Origin of the sequence: Rathayibacter sp. AY1E3 (genome assembly GCF_002932235.1) — a bacterium.
Classification (GTDB): Bacteria; Actinomycetota; Actinomycetes; order Actinomycetales; family Microbacteriaceae; genus Rathayibacter.
Window position 1 is genome coordinate 195,123 of sequence record NZ_PSVN01000002.1, and the last position, 19,549, is coordinate 214,671.

Consider the following 19,549-nt stretch of genomic DNA (forward strand, 5'->3'; position numbering starts at 1 on the left):
GGCGGCGACGGCCTCTCTCGACCCCACTGGTCCTCCTTCTCGGCGCTCAGGAAGCGGTTCCCTGACATCCAGACGCCGTACAGCCTACGCCGGGGTGCTGGGAGGAGGGGAGCCGGAGGAGGGTGGCCGGGGGAACGACAGAAGGCCGGCCGCTGAGGCGAGCGGCCGGCCTTCATTCCCTTGCACCAAGAGTGTCCTGCAATCACTTCTCGCGCTTCCCGCCACAGCAAACGGTCGACGCACTTGAACTATATAACGACCCGGTAACGACGCAACCCTCTCTTTCCTGAATCCTCCCTGAGCCGCCCCGCCCCGCCCGCGCTCCGCACGACTCTCTCCTGACCCAGGACGCCCCGTCTGCTGCCTTCCGACGTTCGCACCGAACCGCAGCCCATCCCTGACCGTCCGCGGACACGACGAGCACCCTCTGCCCGCGTCCCCCGCCGACGCGGCCCGGCCCCGTCGTCCTGCCCCGCGAGGCGCGCCCGCCCCCCACGCCCTCGGCCACACAGCAGGCCGCCGAGCAGCCCTTTCCAGGGTAGGGGCGGTACGCGCACATCCCCGGAGGTCGGGAGGACGTTCCGCCCTCGAGGCGAACGCGGGAAACGCGTGTCAGCGTTTCCCGCTAGCCGGTCGCGACCCGCTCTCCGAATCGCGACCACCGGTGAAGCCGACCGCGGTGAGGAGAGCGCAAGCGCTCTCCTCACAATTCAGAACAGATCCGGCGACGGCGTCGACGCGTAGCGGATGGCGACGTCGGCGTGGCGGTCGAAGCGGTAGCCGACTCCGCGGACGGTGCGCACGATCTCCTCGTAGCGGCCGAGCTTGGCGCGGAGGCGGCGGACGTGGACGTCGATGGTGCGCTCGTTCGGCGCGTCGACGTCCGCGGCGCCCCAGAGCGAGGCGATGAGCTCGGCGCGCTCGATGGTGCGGCCCTCGCGGAGCACGAGGTACTGGAGGAGCTCGAACTCCTTGTAGGTGAGGGGGGTGGTCTCCTCGTCGAGGATGACGCGCTTGCGGGAGATGTCGATGACGACGCCGCCGGGTGCACGGTCGGGGTCGGGCTCGGCGTCGGAGCGGCGCTTGGCGACGGCGGCCGGGTCCTGCAGCGCGAGGCGGACCACGTCCACGTCGCGGCCGCCGGCGCCCTGCGGGGCGAGGGCGACGGAGGCGTAGGTCTCGGCGTCGGGGGCGAGCTGCGCCGTGACGCGCTTGAGCTCCTCGACCAGGCGGCCGAGGTCGACTCCGGCGGCGCGGGCCTTGGCCTCGTCGATGCCGACGTACAGGGCGAAGCCGCGGGCCTCGGTGCCCTGGGGGACGGCGCGGAGGCGGGGTGCTGCGGGCGCGGCGTCGGCGACCGGCTGGAGGCGGGGCGCCTCGGTGGAGGTGGCGGCGGGGACGGTGCGGGTGTGGAGGAGGGTCATGACGAGTCCTTGGCTGGTCGGATCCGGGACGAGTGTCCGAGGGAGCGGATCCGGGTGTGCGCGATCGAGCCGGCCCGCGGTGCGCGGTGGCGGCAGAGACGGATGCGGGGCATCCAGGGGATCGTCCGCGCCTCGGACGCTCAGCCGATCGTGACGATCAGCGGGCGGAGGCGGTGCGGGGATCCGGCGAGGTCAGTTCCTCATGCACACATTCGACAGCACATGACGGGGCCACCGGCCATCATCATGCCGACATTCCCGGTGGCCTCGAGGGAGGTCAGGGCGTGCAGGGTGTCAGTCATGTCCGTCAGTAAAGCGGAGGCCGGTGCGGTGCGTCAACACTTCCGTGGGGATGGACGGCGCGTCGGGGGTGGTTCCGGTGCTCGGGAGGAGGCGCGCGCCGTGATTGGGGACCTCGATGCGCCCGCTGCGCGGGCTGCTCGATCCGCAGGACGGGCTTTGCCGGACGGTCGCGGTGGGGGCTGTCGAGACCCTCGCTGCGCCGACCGACCGGCACGGCTCAGCGGGGCTCCCTGTTCCGGGGTGCGACGCGAGGCCCGCTCGTCCGGGGGCCGGCGGGCTCAGCCCGCGAGGCCGTAGAGGCGGTCGCCCGCGTCGCCGAGGCCGGGGACGATGTAGCCGAGCTCGTTGAGCTTCTCGTCGAGGGAGCCGAGGACGATGGTCACGTCGCGGTCGCCGAAGGCCTTCTCGACGGCGGCCAGGCCCTCGGGGGCGGCGAGCAGGCAGACGGCGGTGACGTCGACCGCTCCCCGGTCGAAGAGGAACTGGATGGCCGCGACGAGTGAGCCGCCGGTCGCGAGCATCGGGTCGAGGACGAAGCACTGGCGGTTCGACAGGTCGTCGGGCAGGCGCTCCGCGTACGTGGTCGGCTCGAGCGTCTCCTCGTTGCGCGCCATGCCCAGGAAGCCGACCTCGGCGGTCGGGATGAGCTTGACCATGCCCTCGAGCATCCCGAGGCCGGCCCGGAGGATCGGGACGACCAGCGGCTGCGGGTCGCTGAGCGCGAGGCCGGTGGTCTGCGTCACGGGGGTCTCGATGGTGACGGTGCGGGTGCGGACGCCGCGGGTGGCCTCGTAGGCGAGGAGCGTCATCAGCTCCTCGGCGAGCTGCCGGAAGGTGGGGGAGGGGGTGCGCTTGTCACGCAGCACGGTGAGCTTGTGGGTGATCAGCGGGTGGTCGGCTACGTGGACGCGCATAAGCTCAATCTACTGGCCGGAGCGGCGCCCCACCGGTCGCAGCTGGCCGCCGCAGGAGGGGGAGCGATGCGCGACAGCGATCTCCGCGTCCCCCGCCGCTCCGAGGAGTGGATGGGCCTGGCGCTCGACGAGGCGCGGCGGGCCGCGGGCTGGGGCGACGTCCCCGTGGGCGCGGTGGTCCTCGACTCGGAGGGTGCGGTGCTCGGGCTCGGGCGCAACGAGCGCGAGCTGCGGCGGGATCCGACGGCGCACGCCGAGGTGGTCGCGATCCGCGCGGCGGCCGAGGCCCGCGGCGACTGGCATCTCGAGGGCTGCACGCTGGTGGTCACGCTCGAGCCGTGCGTGCTCTGCGCCGGAGCGATCCTGGCGGCGCGGATCGACCGCGTCGTCTTCGGTGCGTGGGACGAGAAGGCGGGCGCCTCCGGATCCGTGCACGACCTCCTCCGCGACCGCCGGCACAACCACGTGGTCGAGGTGTACCCCGGGGTCCGCACCGCGGAGTGCTCGCGGCTCCTGCTCGACTTCTTCGCCGACCGCCGCTGACGCCGAGCGCCGACGAACCCCTCAGCTCGGAGCGCCCAGCCACTCCGTCAGCGCGAGCCGCGTCGCCGCGTGCATCCGCTCGAAGCGCTCCGCTGCGACGTCGTCGGCGAGCACGGCGGCGTCGTAGCCCGCCGCTCCTGCCCACTCCCCGTCGCCCTCGAGCCACTGCGCGGCCATCGTGCCGGTCAGCTCGGGGTGGAACTGCACGCCGAGGAGCCAGTCCTCCACGGCGAACGCCTGCACCTCGCCCGCCGGCGACGACGCCAGCAGCGCCGCTCCGCTGGGCAGCGCGAAGGTGTCGCCGTGCCACTGCATCACGTGGACGCCGGCGAGGTGCCGGAGCGGGGAGCCGGCGCCCTCCTCCGTGAGCACGACCGGGCGGAAGCCGACCTCGCGGGCCGATCCGGGATGGACGGACTCGCCCAGGGCGGTCGCGATCAGCTGCGCTCCGAAGCAGACGCCGAGCGTGGGACGGCGGTGGTGCATCCGGTCCTGCAGGAGCGCGATCTCGGGGCTGATGAAGGGGTGCCGCGAGGTCTCGTAGACGCCGGCGCTGGAGCCGAGCGTGACGACGAGGTCGGGGGCGAGGATGTCGATCGCGTCGAGGTCCGTCCCTGCGACGGCGTCGACGGCGAACCCCCGCTCGGTCAGCATCGGCTCGAGCGCGCCGAGCCCGGCACCGCGCTCGTTGACGATCGCCAGGGCCCGGCGCATCTCAGGCGCTCCCGTGCGGCGCGGCCGGCGGGGAGGCGGCGGGCGGAGCGGCGGCAGCGGCTGCCTCCGTCACGGCCGGACGGGCCGCCGCCGATCCCGCGCGTCCGCGGTCGACGTCGGGCTCGAGGTAGATCGTGGTGGCGGCGGGAACGGCCTCGCGGATCCGCTTCTCCGCGGCGTCGATCCCGGCGGCCACATGCTCGAGGGTCTCGGCGGCCGGGAAGGCGAGCTTCGCGGCCACGAGGATCTCGTCCGGTCCGAGGTAGAGCGTGCGCATGTGGATGACGCGCTCGACGTCGCGCCCGGCCTCGAGCGCGGCGCGGATCGAGGCGGCGTCGGCGGGAGTCGCCCCCTCTCCGACCAGCAGGCTCTTCGTCTCGACGCCCAGCACGATCGCCACCACGATCAGCAGGGTGCCGATCATGATCGTTCCGATCGCGTCGTAGACCGAGTCGCCGGTGATCACGGTCAGCCCGACTCCGAGCAGCGCGAACGTCAGACCGGTGAGCGCGGCGACGTCCTCGAGGAGCACGACCGGCAGCTCCGGCGCCTTCGCCCGGCGGATGAACTGCAACCAGGACTGCGAGCCGCGGACCCGGTTCGACTCCTTCACTCCGGTGCGCAGCGAGTAGCCCTCGAGGCAGATCGAGATCACGAGGACCAGGATCGGCAGCCAGGCGTTCTCGAGCTCGTGCGGCTCGGCGATCTTCTCGATGCCCTCGTAGAGCGAGAAGACGCCGCCGACGGAGAACAGGATGATCGACACCACGAAGGCGTAGACGTAGCGCTCCCGTCCGTAGCCGAACGGGTGCTCCTCGTCGGCGGCCTTCCGCGACTTGCGGCCGCCGAGCAGCAGGAGCAGCTGATTGCCGGAGTCGGCGAGCGAGTGCACGCCCTCGGCGAGCATGGAGGCGGATCCGGAGAAGAACCAGGCGACGAACTTCGTCAGGGCGATGCCGAGGTTGGCCGCGAGCGCCGCGATGATCGCGGTGCCGCCTCCGGATGCGCTCACGTGGTCTCCTCGGGCTCGCCGCTGGATGGTCGGGCCATCCTACGAGGCGCCGGACCGCCCCTGGACCCCCTTGCCGCGGGCTCTTCGTAGGATGAGCGGCGTGACCGATGCGCCCGTCCTGCTCCCGTCCATCGCCGTCCTCGGCCTCGGCTCGATGGGGGGCGCGATCCTCCAGGGCCTGCTGGCTCCCGGCGTCCGCGTCGAGGGGGGCGTGCGGGTGACCAACCGCGACTCCGCGAAGGCCGCCGCGTGGGACGGCCACCCGGTGGTCACCGCCTTCGCCACCGCGGACGACCCGGAGGCCAACCGGCGCGCGGTCGAGGGCGCGGAGATCGTGCTCGTGGCCATCAAGCCGCACATGGTGCCGGACCTGCTCGACGAGATCGCCGACGCGCTCGCGCCGGGCGCGGTCGTCGTCTCCGTCGCCGCCGGCGTGACCGCGGCCACGTTCGAGCGGCACCTGCCCGCGTCCGTCGCCGTGCTCCGCTCGATGCCGAACACTCCCGCGGTCGTGGGCCGCGCCGTCACCGGCCTCAGCGCGGGCACGCGGTCCGGCGACGAGGACCTGGCGCTCGTGCGCCGCCTGTTCGAGACGGTCGGCGAGGTGGTCGAGGTGCCGGAGTCGCAGCTCGACGCGCTCTCGACGATCTCCGGCTCGGGGCCCGCCTACGTGTTCCTGCTGATCGAGGAGCTCATCGCGGCCGCTGTCGCGAAGGGCTTCACCCCGGAGCAGGCGTCGACGATGGTGGTCGGCACGTTCCGCGGCGCGGCCGAGCTGCTCGCGGACTCCGGCGAGGAGCCGGCGGAGCTGCGCCGGCGGGTCACGAGCCCGAAGGGCACCACCGAGCGGGCCGTCGCGGTCCTGCAGGAGGCCGACCTCGCCGCTCTCTTCACGCGGGCGACCGACGCCGCGCTGGCCCGCGCCCGCGAGCTCGCCGCCTCCTGACTCCGCCCTCCTCTCCGCGAGATGCCGCTCGGGTACGCGACACCCCGGAGCGGGCGTACCGGAGCGGCATCCCGCAGAGGAGGAGGGAGGGGGCGCGGGTCAGGAGCCGAGGGCCGCGAAGCGCTCGATGTCGCTGGGGGTGCCGCTGACCACGATGAGGTCGTGGTTCGAGACGACGGTCTGCTCGGTCGCGTAGGTGAAGGGCTTGCCCGGGCTCTTGACGCCGACGACGGTCACGCGGTGCTTGCGGCGCACGCCCGACTCCGTGAGCGTCAGCCCCCGGATCGGCTTGGGCGGGTACATCTTCGCGAGCACGAAGTCGTCGTCGAACTCGATGAAGTCGAGCATGCGGCCCGAGACCAGGTGCGCGACGCGCTCGCCCGCCTCCGCCTCGGGGTAGATCACGTGGTTCGCGCCGATCCGCTCGAGGATCTTGCCGTGCGAGCGCGAGATCGCCTTCGCCCAGATCTGCGGGATCTTGAGGTCGACGAGGTTCGCAGTGATCAGCACGGACGCCTCGATGGAGGAGCCGACCGCGACGACGGCGACCTGGAAGTCCTGTGCGCCGATCTGCGCGAGGGCGTCGAGCGAGCGGGCGTCGGCCTGCACCGCGTGGGTGACCCGCTCCGACCACTTCTGCACGAGACCGGCGTCGGCGTCGATGGCGAGGACCTCGCGGTCGAGGCGGTCGAGCTGGCCGGCCGTGGCGGCTCCGAAGCGCCCGAGGCCGATCACCAGCACCGGGGCGTCGTACCTGATGCGGTCAACCAACGATGGGCCTCTCTTCCGGTCGTCTGAACAACTGCCTCCGCTGGCTCGCGGCGAGCGCGGCGGCGAGAGTCACGGTACCAACGCGGCCCATGAACATCGTCAGCGCGAGGATGTAGACCCCGGACGGCGGCAGCTCCGCGGTGAGCCCCGTCGAGAGCCCGGAGGTCGCGAAGGCCGAGATCACGTCGAAGAGCACGTGGTCGAGCGAGGCCTTGGTGATGTGCAGGATCAGGACGGACGACACGGCGACCGTCGTCGCGCCCCACAGCACGACCGAGACGGCCAGGCGCAGGACGTCGTTCGGGATCCGGCGGCCGAAGGCCTCCATGTCGTTGTTGCCGCGGGCCTCGGCGAAGGCGGCCAGGAACAGGATCGCGAGGGTCGTGACCTTGATCCCGCCGGCCGTGGAGGCCGATCCTCCGCCGATGAACATCAGCATGTCCGTCACGAGCAGGCTCGAGCCGTTGAGGTCGGGGACCGAGATCGTCGAGAAGCCGCCCGACCGCGTCATCGTCGAGAGGAAGAAGGACTGGAAGACGGTGTCTCCCGCATCGAGGCTGCCGAAGGTCCTCGGATTGTCGAACTCGAGCACGATGTAGAGGACGGCCCCGGCGACGAGCAGGATCACGGAGGTGACCAGCGTCAGCTTCACGTGCACCGACCACTTGCGCGGGCGCCGCCAGCCGCGGGAGAAGGCGTAGATGACGGGGAAGCCGATCGAGCCGAGGAAGACGCCGAGCATCAAGATGCCGAGGAACCAGTAGTCGTCCTCGAACGGGGTGAGTCCCGCGGCGTTCGGGGCGAAGCCGGTGTTCGTGAACGCCATCGCGGAGTAGTAGAAGGAGTGCCAGACGGCCTCGCCGATCGGGATCCCGTCGATCAGCATCCGCGGGAACAGCAGGAGCGCGACGATGATCTCGATCGCGGCGGCGCTGATCGCGACGGTGGCGAGCAGTCCGCCGATCTCGCCCAGGCGCACGGCCTGGCCCTCGGCGACGGGGCCGGAGTGGATCCGCAGCGGATTCGAGTCGCTGGCGACCATGAGCTTCGCCCGGAGGCCGAGGCGGCGCGAGATCGCCAGGCCCATGATCGAGGCGAGCGTCAGCACTCCCAGAGCGCCGATGTTCACGCCGACGAAGATGATCGAGTGGCCGAACGCCGACCAGTGCGTCGCCATGTCGACCGTCGCGAGGCCGGTCACGCAGATCACCGACATCGCGGTGAAGAAGGCGTCGTGCAGCGGAGTGACGGTGCCCGTGGTGCTCGACACCGGCAGCGAGAACAGCAGGGTGAAGACGAGCACGAGCGCCGAGAAGATGAGGATCGCGAAGCGGGACGGCGAGCGTCCGGCGAAGTCGTCGATGAGGTCGCGGGCCCGCTCGAACCCCGACCAGGGGGAGACGGGCGAGACGCCCACGGGGCTGCGGAACTGCTGCCGAACCACCACGGCGGATCCTCCACTCGATCGCGGCCATGCTACCCGCTCGGTGCCGGGCCCCCGGGGCGCTGACTAGCCTGGGCGCATGGCTGACATCTTCGGGGTGATCGCGGACGGGACCCGCCGGGACATCCTCGCCCTGCTGCTCGAGCAGCGGCGGGACGGCTCGGCCGAGGGCATGAGCGTGTCGCGGATCGTGGCGCGCCTCGAGCTGAGCCAGCCGACCGTCTCCAAGCATCTCAAGGTGCTGCGCGAGACCGGCCTCGTCACGGTGCGCGAGGGCGGACAGCACCGCTTCTACGCGCTCGAGTACGCGCCGCTGGCGGAGGTCGAGGACTGGCTGCTGCCCTTCCTCGCCGAGGACGAGGCGGCCGGCGCCCTGCTCGACGCTCCGACCGCGGCCCGGGCGGAGTCGCTGGGCCGGGCGCTCGCCGAGCGGACCCACCAGGTCAGCACCGTGGTGCAGGACATCCAGCGGGGCGTCAGCGAGGGAGCGACGAAGGTGGCGGAGGCGCTGCGCATCCGCAAGTGAGGGGCGCCGAGGAGCCGGAACCGGTGGAGCCCCGGGTCGTGTAAGCTCGCGGGAGCCAGTTTTTCGTAAGCGGCCGCCCGTCGGGCGGTCGACCCCCTGAACGTTGTGAGGTCTTCGTGGGTTCTGTCATCAAGAAGCGTCGCAAGCGTATGGCGAAGAAGAAGCACCGCAAGCTGCTTCGCAAGACTCGCCACCAGCGTCGCAACAAGAAGTAGGCTCGCGCCTCTTCCCACTCGAGCGTCCGCCCTTCCGGGGTCGGGCGCTCGTCTGCGTTCACGGATGATCCCGGCGGCGCTCGCCGTCTCGGCGCCCGTCGCCGGGGCCGCCGTACACTGACCGCATGGTGGACGTGGAGCTGACGCTCGTGGGCAAGCCGGGCTGTCATCTCTGCGACGACGCGCGGACCGTGGTCGAGCAGGTGGTCGCCGACCTGGGCTCCGAGGCGTCGGTCGCCGTCTCGGAGGTGTCGATCCTCGACGATCCCGAGCTGCACGAGCGCTTCGTCGAGGAGATCCCGGTGGTGCTGATCGACGGGCGCGTGCACACCTTCTGGCGAGTCGATCCCGTGCGGCTCCGGCGGGCACTCCTCGATCGCGGGTGAGCCTCGACCGGGCCGTCCGGACGGAAGCACGACCGCGACGTCCCTCTGACGGGGGACAGGACGGCTCGCGATAGCTCGCCTCTCGCCCTTACCCTCGTGAGGGGGGAGTGCGCTCCTCCGTGCGCGGACGCAGATCGTCGCCCGTGGAGGAAGGAACCGCCATGCCGTCATCCCGCCGACTCGCCCTGCCCGCCGCCGCTCTCGCGGCGCTCGTGCTCGGCCTGGCCCTCCCCGGAGCGGCCGTCGCGGCCCCCTCAGCCTCGACGGTCTCGACCACGGTCGAGCAGCCGGCCGCGACGACCATCCCCGGCGTGCCGGAGGATCCCGAGCAGCCGGGCGACGGCGGCTCCGACCCCGTTCCCGGCGTCCCCGAGGAGCCGTCCGTTCCCGGAGTGCCCGAGGAGCCGGCAGAACCCGAGCAGCCCGCTCCCGTCGACCCCGCGCCCGTGGACCCCGCGCCGGTCGATCCGGCACCGGTCGACCCCGCGCCCCAGCAGCCGAGCCAGCCCTCCACCGGCGGCGGATCCACCGGCGGCGGATCCACCGGCGGTGGATCGACCGGCGGCGGCTCGACCGGCGGCGGCTCGACCGGCGGCGGCCAGCAGGGCGGCTCCGGCGGCGGTCAGCCCTCCACCGGCGGCGGATCGTCCTCCGGCGGCTCCGGCTCCGGCGGCGGCACCACCGGCGGAGCGACGTCCGGCGGCACCTCCGGCGGCGGCACCACAACCGGCACCACCACGTCCGGCACCGCCGGCTCCTCCGGTGCGGGCGCCGTCACTCCGGCGGCGTCGGCCCCCGGACGCACCGAGCTCGGCACCTCGACCGAGGGCGCGAAGCCGGCGGCCGGTGCCGCGACCGCGGACGTCTTCCTCACCCGCGAGCTCGCCGTCCAGCCGGAGGCGCTCACCGTCGAGCTCGCCCGCTTCTACGGCGTCGGCTTCTCGTACACCGGCTTCGCGAGCGGCGAGGCCGTCTCGGCGGTCCTCCGCGACCCGAACGGCACCAAGACCCCGCTGACCCTCGAGGCGGGGAGCGGCACCGCGACCGTGCCGACCGCGCTGATCACCAAGTCGGGCGCCTTCACGGTCGACCTCACGGGCGACCAGGGCTCCGCCGCCAAGGTCGTCTTCCGGCTCGCGCCCTCCACCGGCAACGGCCTCCTGCTCGAGCCGCGCGAGCTCGGCGACGGCAGCACCGAGGCGCCCCGCGGCGCCGTCTGGGGCTTCGACGCCGACGAGGAGGTCGCCGTGGGCGCCTTCGAGACCTCCGGGGCCCGCGCCGACCTGGCCGCCGGCGACGTCGCCGTGCAGTCCGACTCCATCGGCTGGGCCGAGCTGGCGCTGGGCGACGCGGTCGTCGCCGACCCCGACCCCTCCGTCTACTGCGTCGTCGCCTTCGGTCGCGAGTCGCACCGCACGGCAGCCGTGACCGTCTCCTACCGTGACAGCGACACCACGGCCGCACCGTGGGAGGCGCAGCAGGTCTGCGGCACCGCGATCAGCGCCGCGCGCACCGCCTTCCTCAGCACGGCCGCCTCGGCGGGACCGGCCGGCATCACGCCGACCACCGCGCTGATGATCGGCGGCGGCGCGGTCGCCGCGTCGCTCGTCGCCTGCGCGGCCGTCCTGGTCGTGATGCGCCGCCGGCGGATGAACACGGACCTCTTCATCGGCGGACCGCTGCCGCGCACGCAGAGCGACTGACGCGTCCCGAGGACGAGGGAAGGCCCGCGGGACGCGATCCCGCGGGCCTTCCCTCGTCCTCTCCCGGCGCTCAGCCGGCCGCGGTGAAGCGGAGGAGGATCGTCCGCGCCTCCGGCCGCAGCTGGAAGTCGGGCCACACGTCCGGACCGCACGCGCGGGAGCCCAGGCCGTGCTGGGCGGCGTCGATCACGAGGACCGCGCGCTCCGACTCCGGCAGCTCGTGCGGGTGCGCGGCGGCCGTGATCTCCTGCGGCGTGTGCCGCGCCAGGGTGAAGCCGGGGAGGCGCCCGTGCAGGTCGCGCGCGGCTTCGATGCGGAGGCGGGGCGAGCCCGCCTCCGTCAGCGTCAGCTCGCGCACGCTGCTGCGGTGACCGCTCTCCTGCGGGCGGGCGTACGGAGTCGTCAGCCGGTCCATCTCCGCCGTGAAGCGCCCCACCCGCGCGGCCCGGAGGCTGTCGGGGTAGGACTCGAGCGGGCCGGTGCCGAACCACTCCGCGCCGTCGATCGACGCGGGCAGGTCGATCCGGATGCCCAGCCGCGGCCAGACGGAGTCCCAGCCCCGGGTCGGCACGAGGTCGACGCGGAGGACCGTGCTCTCCCCGTCGACGCTCCAGCGCTCCTCCATCAGGAGTCCCGCATCGAGGTCCGCGGCCGAGAAGCGGGTCACGCGGCGGAGCCCGGCGGAGGCGTCCACCTCCTGCACGCGGCCGACCAGGCGGTCGAGTCCGGCCTCGCGCCAGCGGGCGGCGGAGGACGGGGCAGGGGTCCCGCGGCCGTCGCCGTCGTACGGGTCGCCGGTGACGTAGCCGGGGAAGCCCACGCCCTCGTCGTTGTCGGTCGGGGCGCGCCAGAGCTCGGCGCGCGGTCCGCCGACGGGCAGGCCGGCGAGGGAGGCGAGCCGGCCGTCGCGGAACCGCGCGACTCCGAGCGCGCCGCCCTCGAGGGGCGGAGCGGCGCGGACGGCGCGGGTCCACGCGGGCACCGCCGACGGCGCGGCGAGGAGGTGCTGACCGGTGGAGAGCACGTGGCCCTCCTCCGCCCAGGCGGTCGGGGCGTCGAGGACCGCGTCGACGGTGAGCCAGGTCTCGCCGCCGGGGCGCACCTCGAGCGGGGTGAGCTCCACGTGCACGGCGTCGCCGGCCGCGATGACCGGGGCGTCGAGCACTCCCTCCGCGGTGACCCGCCCGTCCCGCTCGACCCGCCACGCGAAGCGCAGATCGGCGGTGGAGGCGTCGTGCCGGCGGTTCTCGATGACGACGCCGTCGCCGCGGACCGTGAGGCGCACCGGAGCGACGATCTGCTTCCACTCGAACAGGCCCGGGCTGGGCGTGCCGTCGGAGAGCACCATGCCGTCCATCACGAAGTTGCCGTCGTGCACCACCTCGCCGAAGTCGCCGCCGTACGCGTAGTACTCGACGCCCTCCGGCGTGCGCGCCCGCAGGCCGTGGTCGCGCCACTCCCAGACGAAGCCGCCGTGCAGCCGCGGGAAGCGGTCGACGAGGTCCTCGTACTGGTCGATCGCTCCCGGGCCGTTGCCCATCGCGTGCACGTACTCGCAGAGCAGGAAGGGCTTGGAGCGCTGCCGAGCGGACTCGCCGGGGGAGCAGCCGAGGAGCGGAGTGAGCGAGCCGTCGGTGCCGATCCGCTCGGTCTCGGGGATCGAGGAGTACATCCGCGAGTACACGTCGGTGTACACGCCGGTGTAGTCGCCCTCGTAGTGGACGGGGCGCTCCGGGTCGCGCCCGTGCACCCAGGCGGACATCGCGGCGAGGTTCGCGCCGGTGCCCGCCTCGTTGCCGAGGGACCAGAGCACGATGCTCGGGTGGTTCTTGTCGCGCTCGACGGTCCGCTCGATGCGGTCGAGGTACGCCTCGCGCCAGGCGGGGTCGTCGCTGGGGTTGCCCGCCCAGCCGACCCGCTCGAAGCCGTGGGTCTCGAGATCGCACTCGAGGACCACCCAGAAGCCGAGCTCGTCGGCGAGGTCGAGCAGACGGGGATGCGGCGGGTAGTGGCTGGTGCGGATGGCGTTCACGTTGAAGCGCTTCATCATCGCGAGGTCCTCGCGGGCGGAGTCCTCGTCGAACGCTCGACCGCGGTCGGGGTGCGTCTCGTGGCGGTTGACTCCGTGGAAGACGACGCGCTCGCCGTTGACCAGGAAGCGGTCGCCGCGGATCTCGACCGTGCGGAAGCCGAGCCGCAGCGAGACCGTCTCACCGGCGGAGGCGAGCGTCGCGTCGTAGAGGCGCGGAGCCTCCGCCGACCACGGCTCGACCTCGGGGACCTCGATCGCGGCGATCTCCTCCGCCGAGGCCCAGACCGTCTCGATCCCGAGCCCGAGCCCGGGCACGCGCAGCGTCAGCGGGAACGCGTCGGCCGCGGCGGTCACCTCCGCCTCGATCCGGCCCGCGCCGCCGGCGAAGGAGGAGCGCAGCCACACGTCCTCGATCCCGCCGACGGGGCGCGCGAGCAGGTGCACCGAGCGGAAGATCCCCGGCAGCCACCACTGGTCCTGGTCCTCCACGTAGCTCGAGGCCGACCACTGGTGCACGCGGACCACGACGAGGTTCTCGCCCGGGCGGACGACGCCGGTGACGTCGAACTCCTGCGCGAGCCGGCTGCCGGACCCGATGCCGATCTCGACGCCGTTGACCCAGACGCGGTAGCGCGACTCGACCCCGTCGAAGCGCAGGACGACCGCCTCGGCGGAGTCCCACTCCTCCGGGACCACGACGGTGCGGCGGTAGTCGCCCGTCGGGTTCGCGTCCGGAACGAACGGCGGCTCGGTCGGGAACGGGAACTGCACGTTCGTGTAAGCCGGCAGTCCGTAGCGCCCGTCGCCCTGCAGCACCCAGTGCGAGGGCACCGGCATCAGGTCCCAGCCGGAGTCGTCGAACGACTCGTCCCCGACGGCGTCCACGCCCTCGCCCTCCGGCAGCACGCCGGCGCCGCCCGGGGTCCCCGGAGCGGCGGGGAGCAGGCGGAAGCGCCACTCCCCGTCCAGCGGGAGCGCCGGGGCGTCGGTGTGCAGCCACGAGCGGGGGGCCCGGCGGCGGCCGGAGCCCGGTCCGGTGTCCGTCAGGTAGTGGGAGGTCGTCGGGGGAGTCGTCACTTCACGGAGCCTTCCGTCAGGCCGCCGCGCCAGAAGCGCTGCAGCACGATCATGGCGATGGCGAGCGGGATGATCGACAGCAGGACGCCGCCGGTCGTCAGCTCGTAGAACTCGGGCAGGCGGTCGACCTGTCCGAGCCAGTTGTTCAGTCCCAGTGTGATCGGGAACAGGTTCGTGTCCGAGAGCATCACCAGGGGCAGGAAGTAGTTGTTCCAGATCCCGACCAGCTGGAAGAGGAACACGGTGACCAGCGCGGGAGTCAGGATGCGCAGCCCGAGCGTGTGGAAGATCCGCAGCTCCCCGGCGCCGTCGATGCGCGCCGCCTCGATGATCGCGGTGTCCACGGTCGCCTGAGCGTAGATCCGGCAGAGGAACAGCCCGAACGGCGAGACGAGCGAGGGGATCAGCACGCTCCAGTAGGTGTTCGCGATGCCCATCTGGCTGAAGAGCAGGAACAGCGGCAGAGCGGTCGCGGTGCCCGGCACCAGGACGCCCGCGAGGATCGTCCCGAACACGAGCCTGCTGCCGCGGAACTCGTACTTGGCCAGCGCGTAGCCGCCCGCCGCGGCGAGGTAGGTCGCGAGCAGGGCGCCCACTCCGGCGTAGAGGACCGAGTTGAGGAACCAGCGGACGAAGATGCCGTCGCCGTAGGTCAGCACCTGCGTCAGGTTGTCCCAGAGCGCGAACGTCGGGGCGAACCAGAAGCCGTAGGTGGCGAAGAGGTCCTCGGTCGTCTTGGTCGCCGCGACGACGACCCAGTAGACGGGAATGAGGAAGTAGACCGCCACGACGACGAGGATCGCGGTGACGATGATGGTCGAGGCGCGGTTGCGGCCGGCCGAGCGGTCGGGCCCGCGCCCGGCCTTCACGGGGCGGTCGGCGGTGACGACTCCGGTGGTCGTGGTCGGCGGGGTCTCGGTGCGGCTCATGACGACCTCCTGTTCGAGATCGAGAGGAACGTGAAGGAGAGCAGGAACGCGACCAGCGCGATCAGGACGGCCTGGGCGGCGGCGACGTTGTAGTCGTTGTAGGCGAAGGCCGTGGTGTACGCGCTGAGGTTCGGCGTGTACTGGCTGTCGATCGCCGGAGCGACCGTCTTCAGCACCTGCGCCTCGGCGAACAGCTGGAGCGTTCCGATGATCGAGAAGATCGTCGTCAGCACCAGCGCGGGGCGGATGAGCGGCAGCTGGATGCTGCGGGCGACGCGCCAGGTGGAGGCGCCGTCGACCTTCGCCGCCTCGTAGAGCTCGACCGGGATCGCCTTGAGCTGGGCGACGATGATCAGCATGTTGTAGCCGGTGTAGCTCCAGAGCGAGATGTTCGCGATCGACCAGAGCACCGTGTCCGCACCGAGGAAGTCGGGCTGGAGCCCGACCACGTTCGCCGCGTCGATGAGCGGGCTGAGGCCGGGCACGTAGAGGAACGACCACAGGATCGTCGCGATCACTCCGGGCACTCCGTAGGGGAGGAAGTAGGCCGCCCGGAAGAAGCCGGGGAACTTCGCCGACGCCGACTCGAGCATCAGCGCGAGGACGGTGCAGAGGGCGATCATCACCGGCACCTGGACGACGCCGAAGAGGAACATCCGCCCGATGGAGGCGATGAAGTTGCCGTCGGCGAGGGCCTGCGCGTAGTTGTCGAAGCCCGCGAACCCGCTGGTGACCCCGGCCTCGCCGAAGAGGCCGGAGCGCGTCACCTTCGTGAAGCTGGAGCCGACGGCGACGACGATCGGGACGATGAACGTGAGGACGAACAGGGCCAGGAAGGGTCCGAGGAGGATCCACGGGGCGCGGGCGACCGCGCGGCTGCGCCGGGGCGCGCCCGGCGTCCGCGTGGTGGCCGCGACCGCGGCGGCGGCGGGGGAGGTCGTGGTGGTCATGCGGAGGCCCTCCTGATGCTCAGGCCCTTGTTCTCGAAGACCGTGATGATCTGCTGCTCCGCCTCGGCGACCGCGTCCACGAGCGAGAGCCCGGACGCCTTCTTCCGGAAGCCGTCGCTGAGGATGTTGAAGGACTGCTGCGTGACGGGCCACCAGGACCAGTCGGGGTTCTGCTCCTTCGATGCGGGCACGAGGACGTCCTCGTTGTAGTTCTGCCCGCTGAAGAAGTCGCTCGGACCCTTGCGGGCCGTGCCGATCTCGCCGACCGCGGGAGACCAGCCGATGCCGCTGTTGGCGATCATCGCGTCGATGCCCTCCTGCGTGGTGGTCATCCAGACGGCGAACTCGATCGCCTCCTCCGGGTGCTTGCTGCTCGAGAACACCGCCGCGGTCGATCCGCCGAGGAAGCTCGAGCCGAAGCCGGTGTCGCCCCAGACGGGCATGGGAGCCGCGCGCCACTTGCCCGCGCCTCCGCTGACCCCCTCGATCAGGGCGTCGCCCCAGCTGCCGGTGGCGCAGGAGGCGATGCCGCCCTTCGCCGCGGCCGCGAACCACGCGGGGGAGTAGGCGCCGTAGCCGGTCTGCACCAGGTCCTGGTCGATGGCCGTGTCGAAGAAGGAGGCGACGCGCGTCGTGGCGTCGTCGGTCATGTCGATGACCCAGCCGTCCTCCTCCGGGCGCAGCCACTGCGCGCCGGCCTGCGTCGCGAACGCGGCGAAGACCGAGGCGTCGGCGAGGGGGAAGCAGTCGATGTAGGAGCCGGCTCCGCGCAGCTCCGTCGCCACCGCGGCCCAGTCGTCCCAGGTCGTCGGCGGCTCCGCACCCACCTTCCCGAACACCTCGGGCTGGTAGAAGAGCGCCATCGGGCCGCTGTCCTGCGGGATGCCGTAGACGCCGCCGGTGTAGCTGACCTGGCCCCAGAGCGTGGGGTCGTACAGGTCGCGATACTGCTCGACGCCGTACCGGGTGAGGTCGACGAGGCCGTTGACGAGCATGAACTCGGGGACGGAGCGGATCTCGACCTGGCCGAGGTCGGGCCCGCCGCCCGCGGCGAGGGCCGAGTAGAGCTTCTGGTACCCGCCCGCGTTGCCGCCGGGGATCCAGACGGCCTCGACCTGGATCTCGGGGTGCGAGGCGTTCCAGACGTCGCAGACCTTCTGCAGGTCCTTCAGCCAGCCCCAGTACTGCAGGCGGACCGGGCCGGTGGCCGGGGCGATCGTCGGCGCCGTGTTGACCGAGACGGTGCCCGGTGTCGCGCAGGCCGTCAGGCTCCCGAGTGCCGCGGTGCCGAGACCGGCGGCGATGAGCTGTCTCCGGGTGAACGGATGCATCTTCCCTCACTTCGTCGTGGTGGAGAGCCGGGGAGTCTCACCCGGCGATGATCGGGACGCTACCACGAATTCGAGTAGGTACTCGAAATTGGCGGCACTGCTCCTCCGCCGCCGCTACGCTGGCCGTTCGAGGGGCACGGCGAGGTGCCTCCAGTGCGGAGGAGGGGTCGATGGCGGAGGCGACGAGGCGACGCGGCCCGTACGCGAAGTCGGCCGAGCGCCGGCGAGCCATCATCGAGGCCGCCCACCAGGTCTTCGCCGCGCGGGGCTACGCCCGCGGCTCCCTCCAGGAGGTCGCCGACCGCGTCGGGCTCAGCCAGACGAGCCTCCTGCACTACTTCCCGTCGAAGACCGACCTGCTCTTCGCGGTCCTCGAGCACCGCGACCTGATCACGGGCGACGGTTCCTCGCCGCCGGACCCGGAGGAGGGGCTGGTCGCCGGCATCCTGCGGCAGACCCGCTACAACGAGACGGCGCCCGGAGTGATCGAGCTGTACGCCGTGCTCTGCGGCGAGTCGACGACGCAGGAGCACCCGGGGCGCGACTTCTTCGCCGCGCGGTTCCGCCGCCTCCGCAGCGAGTACGCGGCCGAGCTGCGCGAGCTCCAGGCAGCCGGCCGCCTGCGCGAGGGGTCCGATCCGGAGCGGGTGGCGGCGTCGATCATCGCGCTCTGGGACGGTGTGCAGCTGCAGTGGCTGCTCGAGCGCGACGCGGTGGACATGGTGGCGTGCCTGGCCGACTACCTCGACCTCGTGGTGCTGCCGGCTCCCTAGCCGCTGGCGCGAGGGAACCCCGGCCCGTCGAGGGGACCCGCCGTCCGCGGCGGTCTCGACGGCTCGGGGTTCCCGCGACCGTGGTGCGCGCCTAGGGCAGCAGGCGGGTCGGGCCGCGGAACAGGTAGGTGACCTCGCGGAGGTTCGCCTGGTTCAGCATCAGCATGATCACGCGCGAGAGGCCCATGCCGAAGCCGCCGTGCGGCGGGACGCCGTAGCGGAAGAAGTCGAGGTAAAACTCGAGCTCCTCCGGGTCGAGGCCCTTCTCGCGGGCCTGCTCGACGAGGACGTCGACGCGGTGCTCGCGCTGCGCTCCGGTCGAGATCTCGACGCCGTTGTAGATGAGGTCGTAGCTGTTGGTGATCGTCCCGTCGCCCTCGCGGCGCATGTGGTAGAACGGCCGGATGCTCGACGCGTAGTCGGTGAGGAACACGAAGTCGTGCCCGAACTCCTCCTGCACGTAGGCCGCGATGCGGCGCTCGCCCTCGGGGTCCATGTCGTCGTCGGCGCGGGGCACCTCGTAGCCGCGCTCGGCGACGATGCGCTTGGCCTCGGCGAGCGGGATGCGCGGGAACGGCGTGGTCGGGACGGTCAGGTCGATGTCGAAGAGCGCCTTGACCTCGGCGCCGTGCTTCTCGACGACGGCGGTGAGGCCGGCGACCATCAGCTGCTCGTGCAGCTCCATGACGTCCTCGTGCGAGTCGATCCAGGAGACCTCGGCGTCGACGCTCGTGAACTCGGTCGCGTGACGCGAGGTGAAGCTGGGGTCGGCGCGGAAGGCGGGGCCGACCTCGAAGACCTTGCCGAAGCCGGCGGGCTGCGCCATCTGCTTGAAGAACTGGGGGCTCTGCGCCAGGTAGGCCTTCGTCTCGAAGTACTCGACCTCGAAGAGCTCGGCCCGCGACTCCGAGGCGCTCGCCATGAGCTTCGGGGTGTGGATCTCGATGAAGTCGTGCTCGATCCAGTACGTGCGCAGCGCGTGCTCGAACGTGGTCTGCACACGGGCGATGAGGTTCTGCTCGGGACGGCGCAGGTCGAGGAAGCGCCAGTCCATGCGCTTGTCGATGCCGGAGTCGGGCGCGATCGGCGCCTCCGGGATCGACGCGGCGACGACCTGGAGCGTCTCGAGCTTGACCTCGATGCCGCCGAGCTTCACGCGCTCGTCGTGCTTGAGCGCGCCGGTGACGGTGATGAAGGAGCCCTGGGCGAGGCCGGAGATCTCCTCGGTGATCGCGAGGCGCGCAGCCGACGCGTCGTCGCCCTCGACGGCTTCGCGCACGGCCGGGTTCACCAGCTGCACGGCACCGGACTCGTCGCGCAGGACGACGAACTGCACCTTCTTCTGGTCGCGCACGGTCTCGACCCAGCCGGACACGCGGACGGGTCCGTCCTCGAGCGCGGCGAGCTTCTTGACAGTGGTTCGGGGGAGGCGGGTCTCGTCGGTCACGGTAGGGGAGTCTACTCGGGGGCCGCCGGGCGGGCGCGGAGCAGGAGCACGCGCCGGCCCGCGGCCTCCGGCGCGGCACGAAAGGGGGTGCAGTCGGTCCCCCTGCGTG

The 19,549-nt window shown here is 72.2% G+C and carries 18 protein-coding genes; 7 read left to right on the forward strand and 11 right to left on the reverse strand.

Features of this window, described 5'->3' with window-relative positions; all coding sequences use genetic code 11:
• Positions 1-710 precede the first annotated feature (710 nt).
• Together C5C53_RS02390 and upp are read right to left on the reverse strand one after the other, a co-directional pair.
• On the reverse strand, positions 711-1,424 hold the full coding sequence (locus C5C53_RS02390) for a winged helix-turn-helix domain-containing protein (protein WP_104266721.1): 714 nt from the start codon (positions 1,422-1,424) through the stop codon (positions 711-713).
• Positions 1,425-2,005: 581 nt separating this feature from the next.
• Positions 2,006-2,641 carry a uracil phosphoribosyltransferase gene (upp, locus tag C5C53_RS02395; RefSeq protein WP_104224850.1) on the reverse strand — a complete coding sequence of 212 codons (636 nt, stop codon included), beginning with the start codon at positions 2,639-2,641 and terminating at the stop codon, positions 2,006-2,008.
• A 66-nt stretch (positions 2,642-2,707) separates the two neighbouring features.
• Here upp and C5C53_RS02400 point away from each other — a divergent pair, with 66 nt between their 5' ends.
• Entirely contained in the window at positions 2,708-3,184 is a 477-nt protein-coding gene (locus tag C5C53_RS02400) for a nucleoside deaminase (protein WP_219813803.1), read from the forward strand.
• Positions 3,185-3,205: 21 nt separating this feature from the next.
• Here the strand turns inward: C5C53_RS02400 and C5C53_RS02405 are convergent, their stop codons facing one another.
• Positions 3,206-3,898, reverse strand: coding sequence for a gamma-glutamyl-gamma-aminobutyrate hydrolase family protein (locus C5C53_RS02405; protein WP_104266722.1), 693 nt, complete (start codon positions 3,896-3,898; stop codon positions 3,206-3,208).
• A 1-nt stretch (position 3,899) separates the two neighbouring features.
• A complete protein-coding gene (locus tag C5C53_RS02410) occupies positions 3,900-4,910 on the reverse strand; it encodes a cation diffusion facilitator family transporter (RefSeq protein ID WP_104266723.1) in 1,011 nt (336 codons plus the stop codon).
• A gap of 91 nt (positions 4,911-5,001) precedes the next feature.
• Here C5C53_RS02410 and proC point away from each other — a divergent pair, with 91 nt between their 5' ends.
• A complete protein-coding gene (gene proC, locus C5C53_RS02415; RefSeq protein WP_104266724.1) occupies positions 5,002-5,856 on the forward strand; it encodes a pyrroline-5-carboxylate reductase in 855 nt (284 codons plus the stop codon).
• Between the two features lie 99 nt (positions 5,857-5,955).
• On the opposite strand, the gene C5C53_RS02420 is transcribed toward proC, so the two are convergent.
• A complete protein-coding gene (locus C5C53_RS02420; RefSeq protein WP_068255410.1) occupies positions 5,956-6,627 on the reverse strand; it encodes a TrkA family potassium uptake protein in 672 nt (223 codons plus the stop codon).
• Entirely contained in the window at positions 6,620-7,990 is a 1,371-nt protein-coding gene (locus C5C53_RS02425; protein ID WP_244229642.1) for a TrkH family potassium uptake protein, read from the reverse strand. Before C5C53_RS02425 ends, C5C53_RS02420 begins: the two co-directional genes overlap by 8 nt.
• Before the next feature lie 160 nt (positions 7,991-8,150).
• On the opposite strand from C5C53_RS02425, the gene C5C53_RS02430 reads away from it, so the two are divergent.
• From C5C53_RS02430 to C5C53_RS17010, 4 genes are all read left to right on the forward strand, one after another.
• Positions 8,151-8,597: a helix-turn-helix transcriptional regulator gene (locus C5C53_RS02430; RefSeq protein ID WP_104266725.1), complete on the forward strand. Its 447-nt coding sequence runs from the start codon at positions 8,151-8,153 to the stop codon at positions 8,595-8,597.
• A gap of 116 nt (positions 8,598-8,713) precedes the next feature.
• Positions 8,714-8,812, forward strand: a complete 99-nt coding sequence (locus C5C53_RS02435; RefSeq protein ID WP_003792170.1) for a 30S ribosomal protein bS22 — start codon at positions 8,714-8,716, stop codon at positions 8,810-8,812.
• Positions 8,813-8,937: 125 nt separating this feature from the next.
• Complete coding sequence (locus C5C53_RS02440; RefSeq protein WP_104266726.1) at positions 8,938-9,198, forward strand: glutaredoxin family protein; 261 nt, start codon at positions 8,938-8,940, stop codon at positions 9,196-9,198.
• A gap of 161 nt (positions 9,199-9,359) precedes the next feature.
• Positions 9,360-10,901: a hypothetical protein gene (locus C5C53_RS17010; protein ID WP_181127700.1), complete on the forward strand. Its 1,542-nt coding sequence runs from the start codon at positions 9,360-9,362 to the stop codon at positions 10,899-10,901.
• A gap of 70 nt (positions 10,902-10,971) precedes the next feature.
• Here the strand turns inward: C5C53_RS17010 and C5C53_RS02455 are convergent, their stop codons facing one another.
• The 4 genes from C5C53_RS02455 to C5C53_RS02470 are packed head-to-tail and all read right to left on the reverse strand — an operon-like array spanning position 10,972 to position 17,220.
• Positions 10,972-14,010: a glycoside hydrolase family 2 TIM barrel-domain containing protein gene (locus tag C5C53_RS02455; RefSeq protein ID WP_219813954.1), complete on the reverse strand. Its 3,039-nt coding sequence runs from the start codon at positions 14,008-14,010 to the stop codon at positions 10,972-10,974.
• Positions 14,007-14,939: a carbohydrate ABC transporter permease gene (locus C5C53_RS02460; RefSeq protein WP_104225919.1), complete on the reverse strand. Its 933-nt coding sequence runs from the start codon at positions 14,937-14,939 to the stop codon at positions 14,007-14,009. The genes C5C53_RS02455 and C5C53_RS02460 overlap by 4 nt, the downstream gene beginning before the upstream one ends.
• On the reverse strand, positions 14,936-15,889 hold the full coding sequence (locus C5C53_RS02465; RefSeq protein ID WP_104266728.1) for a carbohydrate ABC transporter permease: 954 nt from the start codon (positions 15,887-15,889) through the stop codon (positions 14,936-14,938). Before C5C53_RS02465 ends, C5C53_RS02460 begins: the two co-directional genes overlap by 4 nt.
• On the reverse strand, positions 15,886-17,220 hold the full coding sequence (locus C5C53_RS02470) for an ABC transporter substrate-binding protein (RefSeq protein ID WP_104224859.1): 1,335 nt from the start codon (positions 17,218-17,220) through the stop codon (positions 15,886-15,888). The genes C5C53_RS02465 and C5C53_RS02470 overlap by 4 nt, the downstream gene beginning before the upstream one ends.
• Before the next feature lie 170 nt (positions 17,221-17,390).
• Here C5C53_RS02470 and C5C53_RS02475 point away from each other — a divergent pair, with 170 nt between their 5' ends.
• Positions 17,391-17,993 (forward strand): TetR/AcrR family transcriptional regulator, encoded by a 603-nt coding sequence (locus tag C5C53_RS02475; RefSeq protein WP_258059745.1) that lies wholly within the window; start codon positions 17,391-17,393, stop codon positions 17,991-17,993.
• 91 nt (positions 17,994-18,084) lie between these two features.
• Here the strand turns inward: C5C53_RS02475 and aspS are convergent, their stop codons facing one another.
• Positions 18,085-19,440: an aspartate--tRNA(Asn) ligase gene (gene aspS, locus C5C53_RS02480; RefSeq protein WP_258075361.1), complete on the reverse strand. Its 1,356-nt coding sequence runs from the start codon at positions 19,438-19,440 to the stop codon at positions 18,085-18,087.
• Positions 19,441-19,549 lie beyond the last annotated feature (109 nt).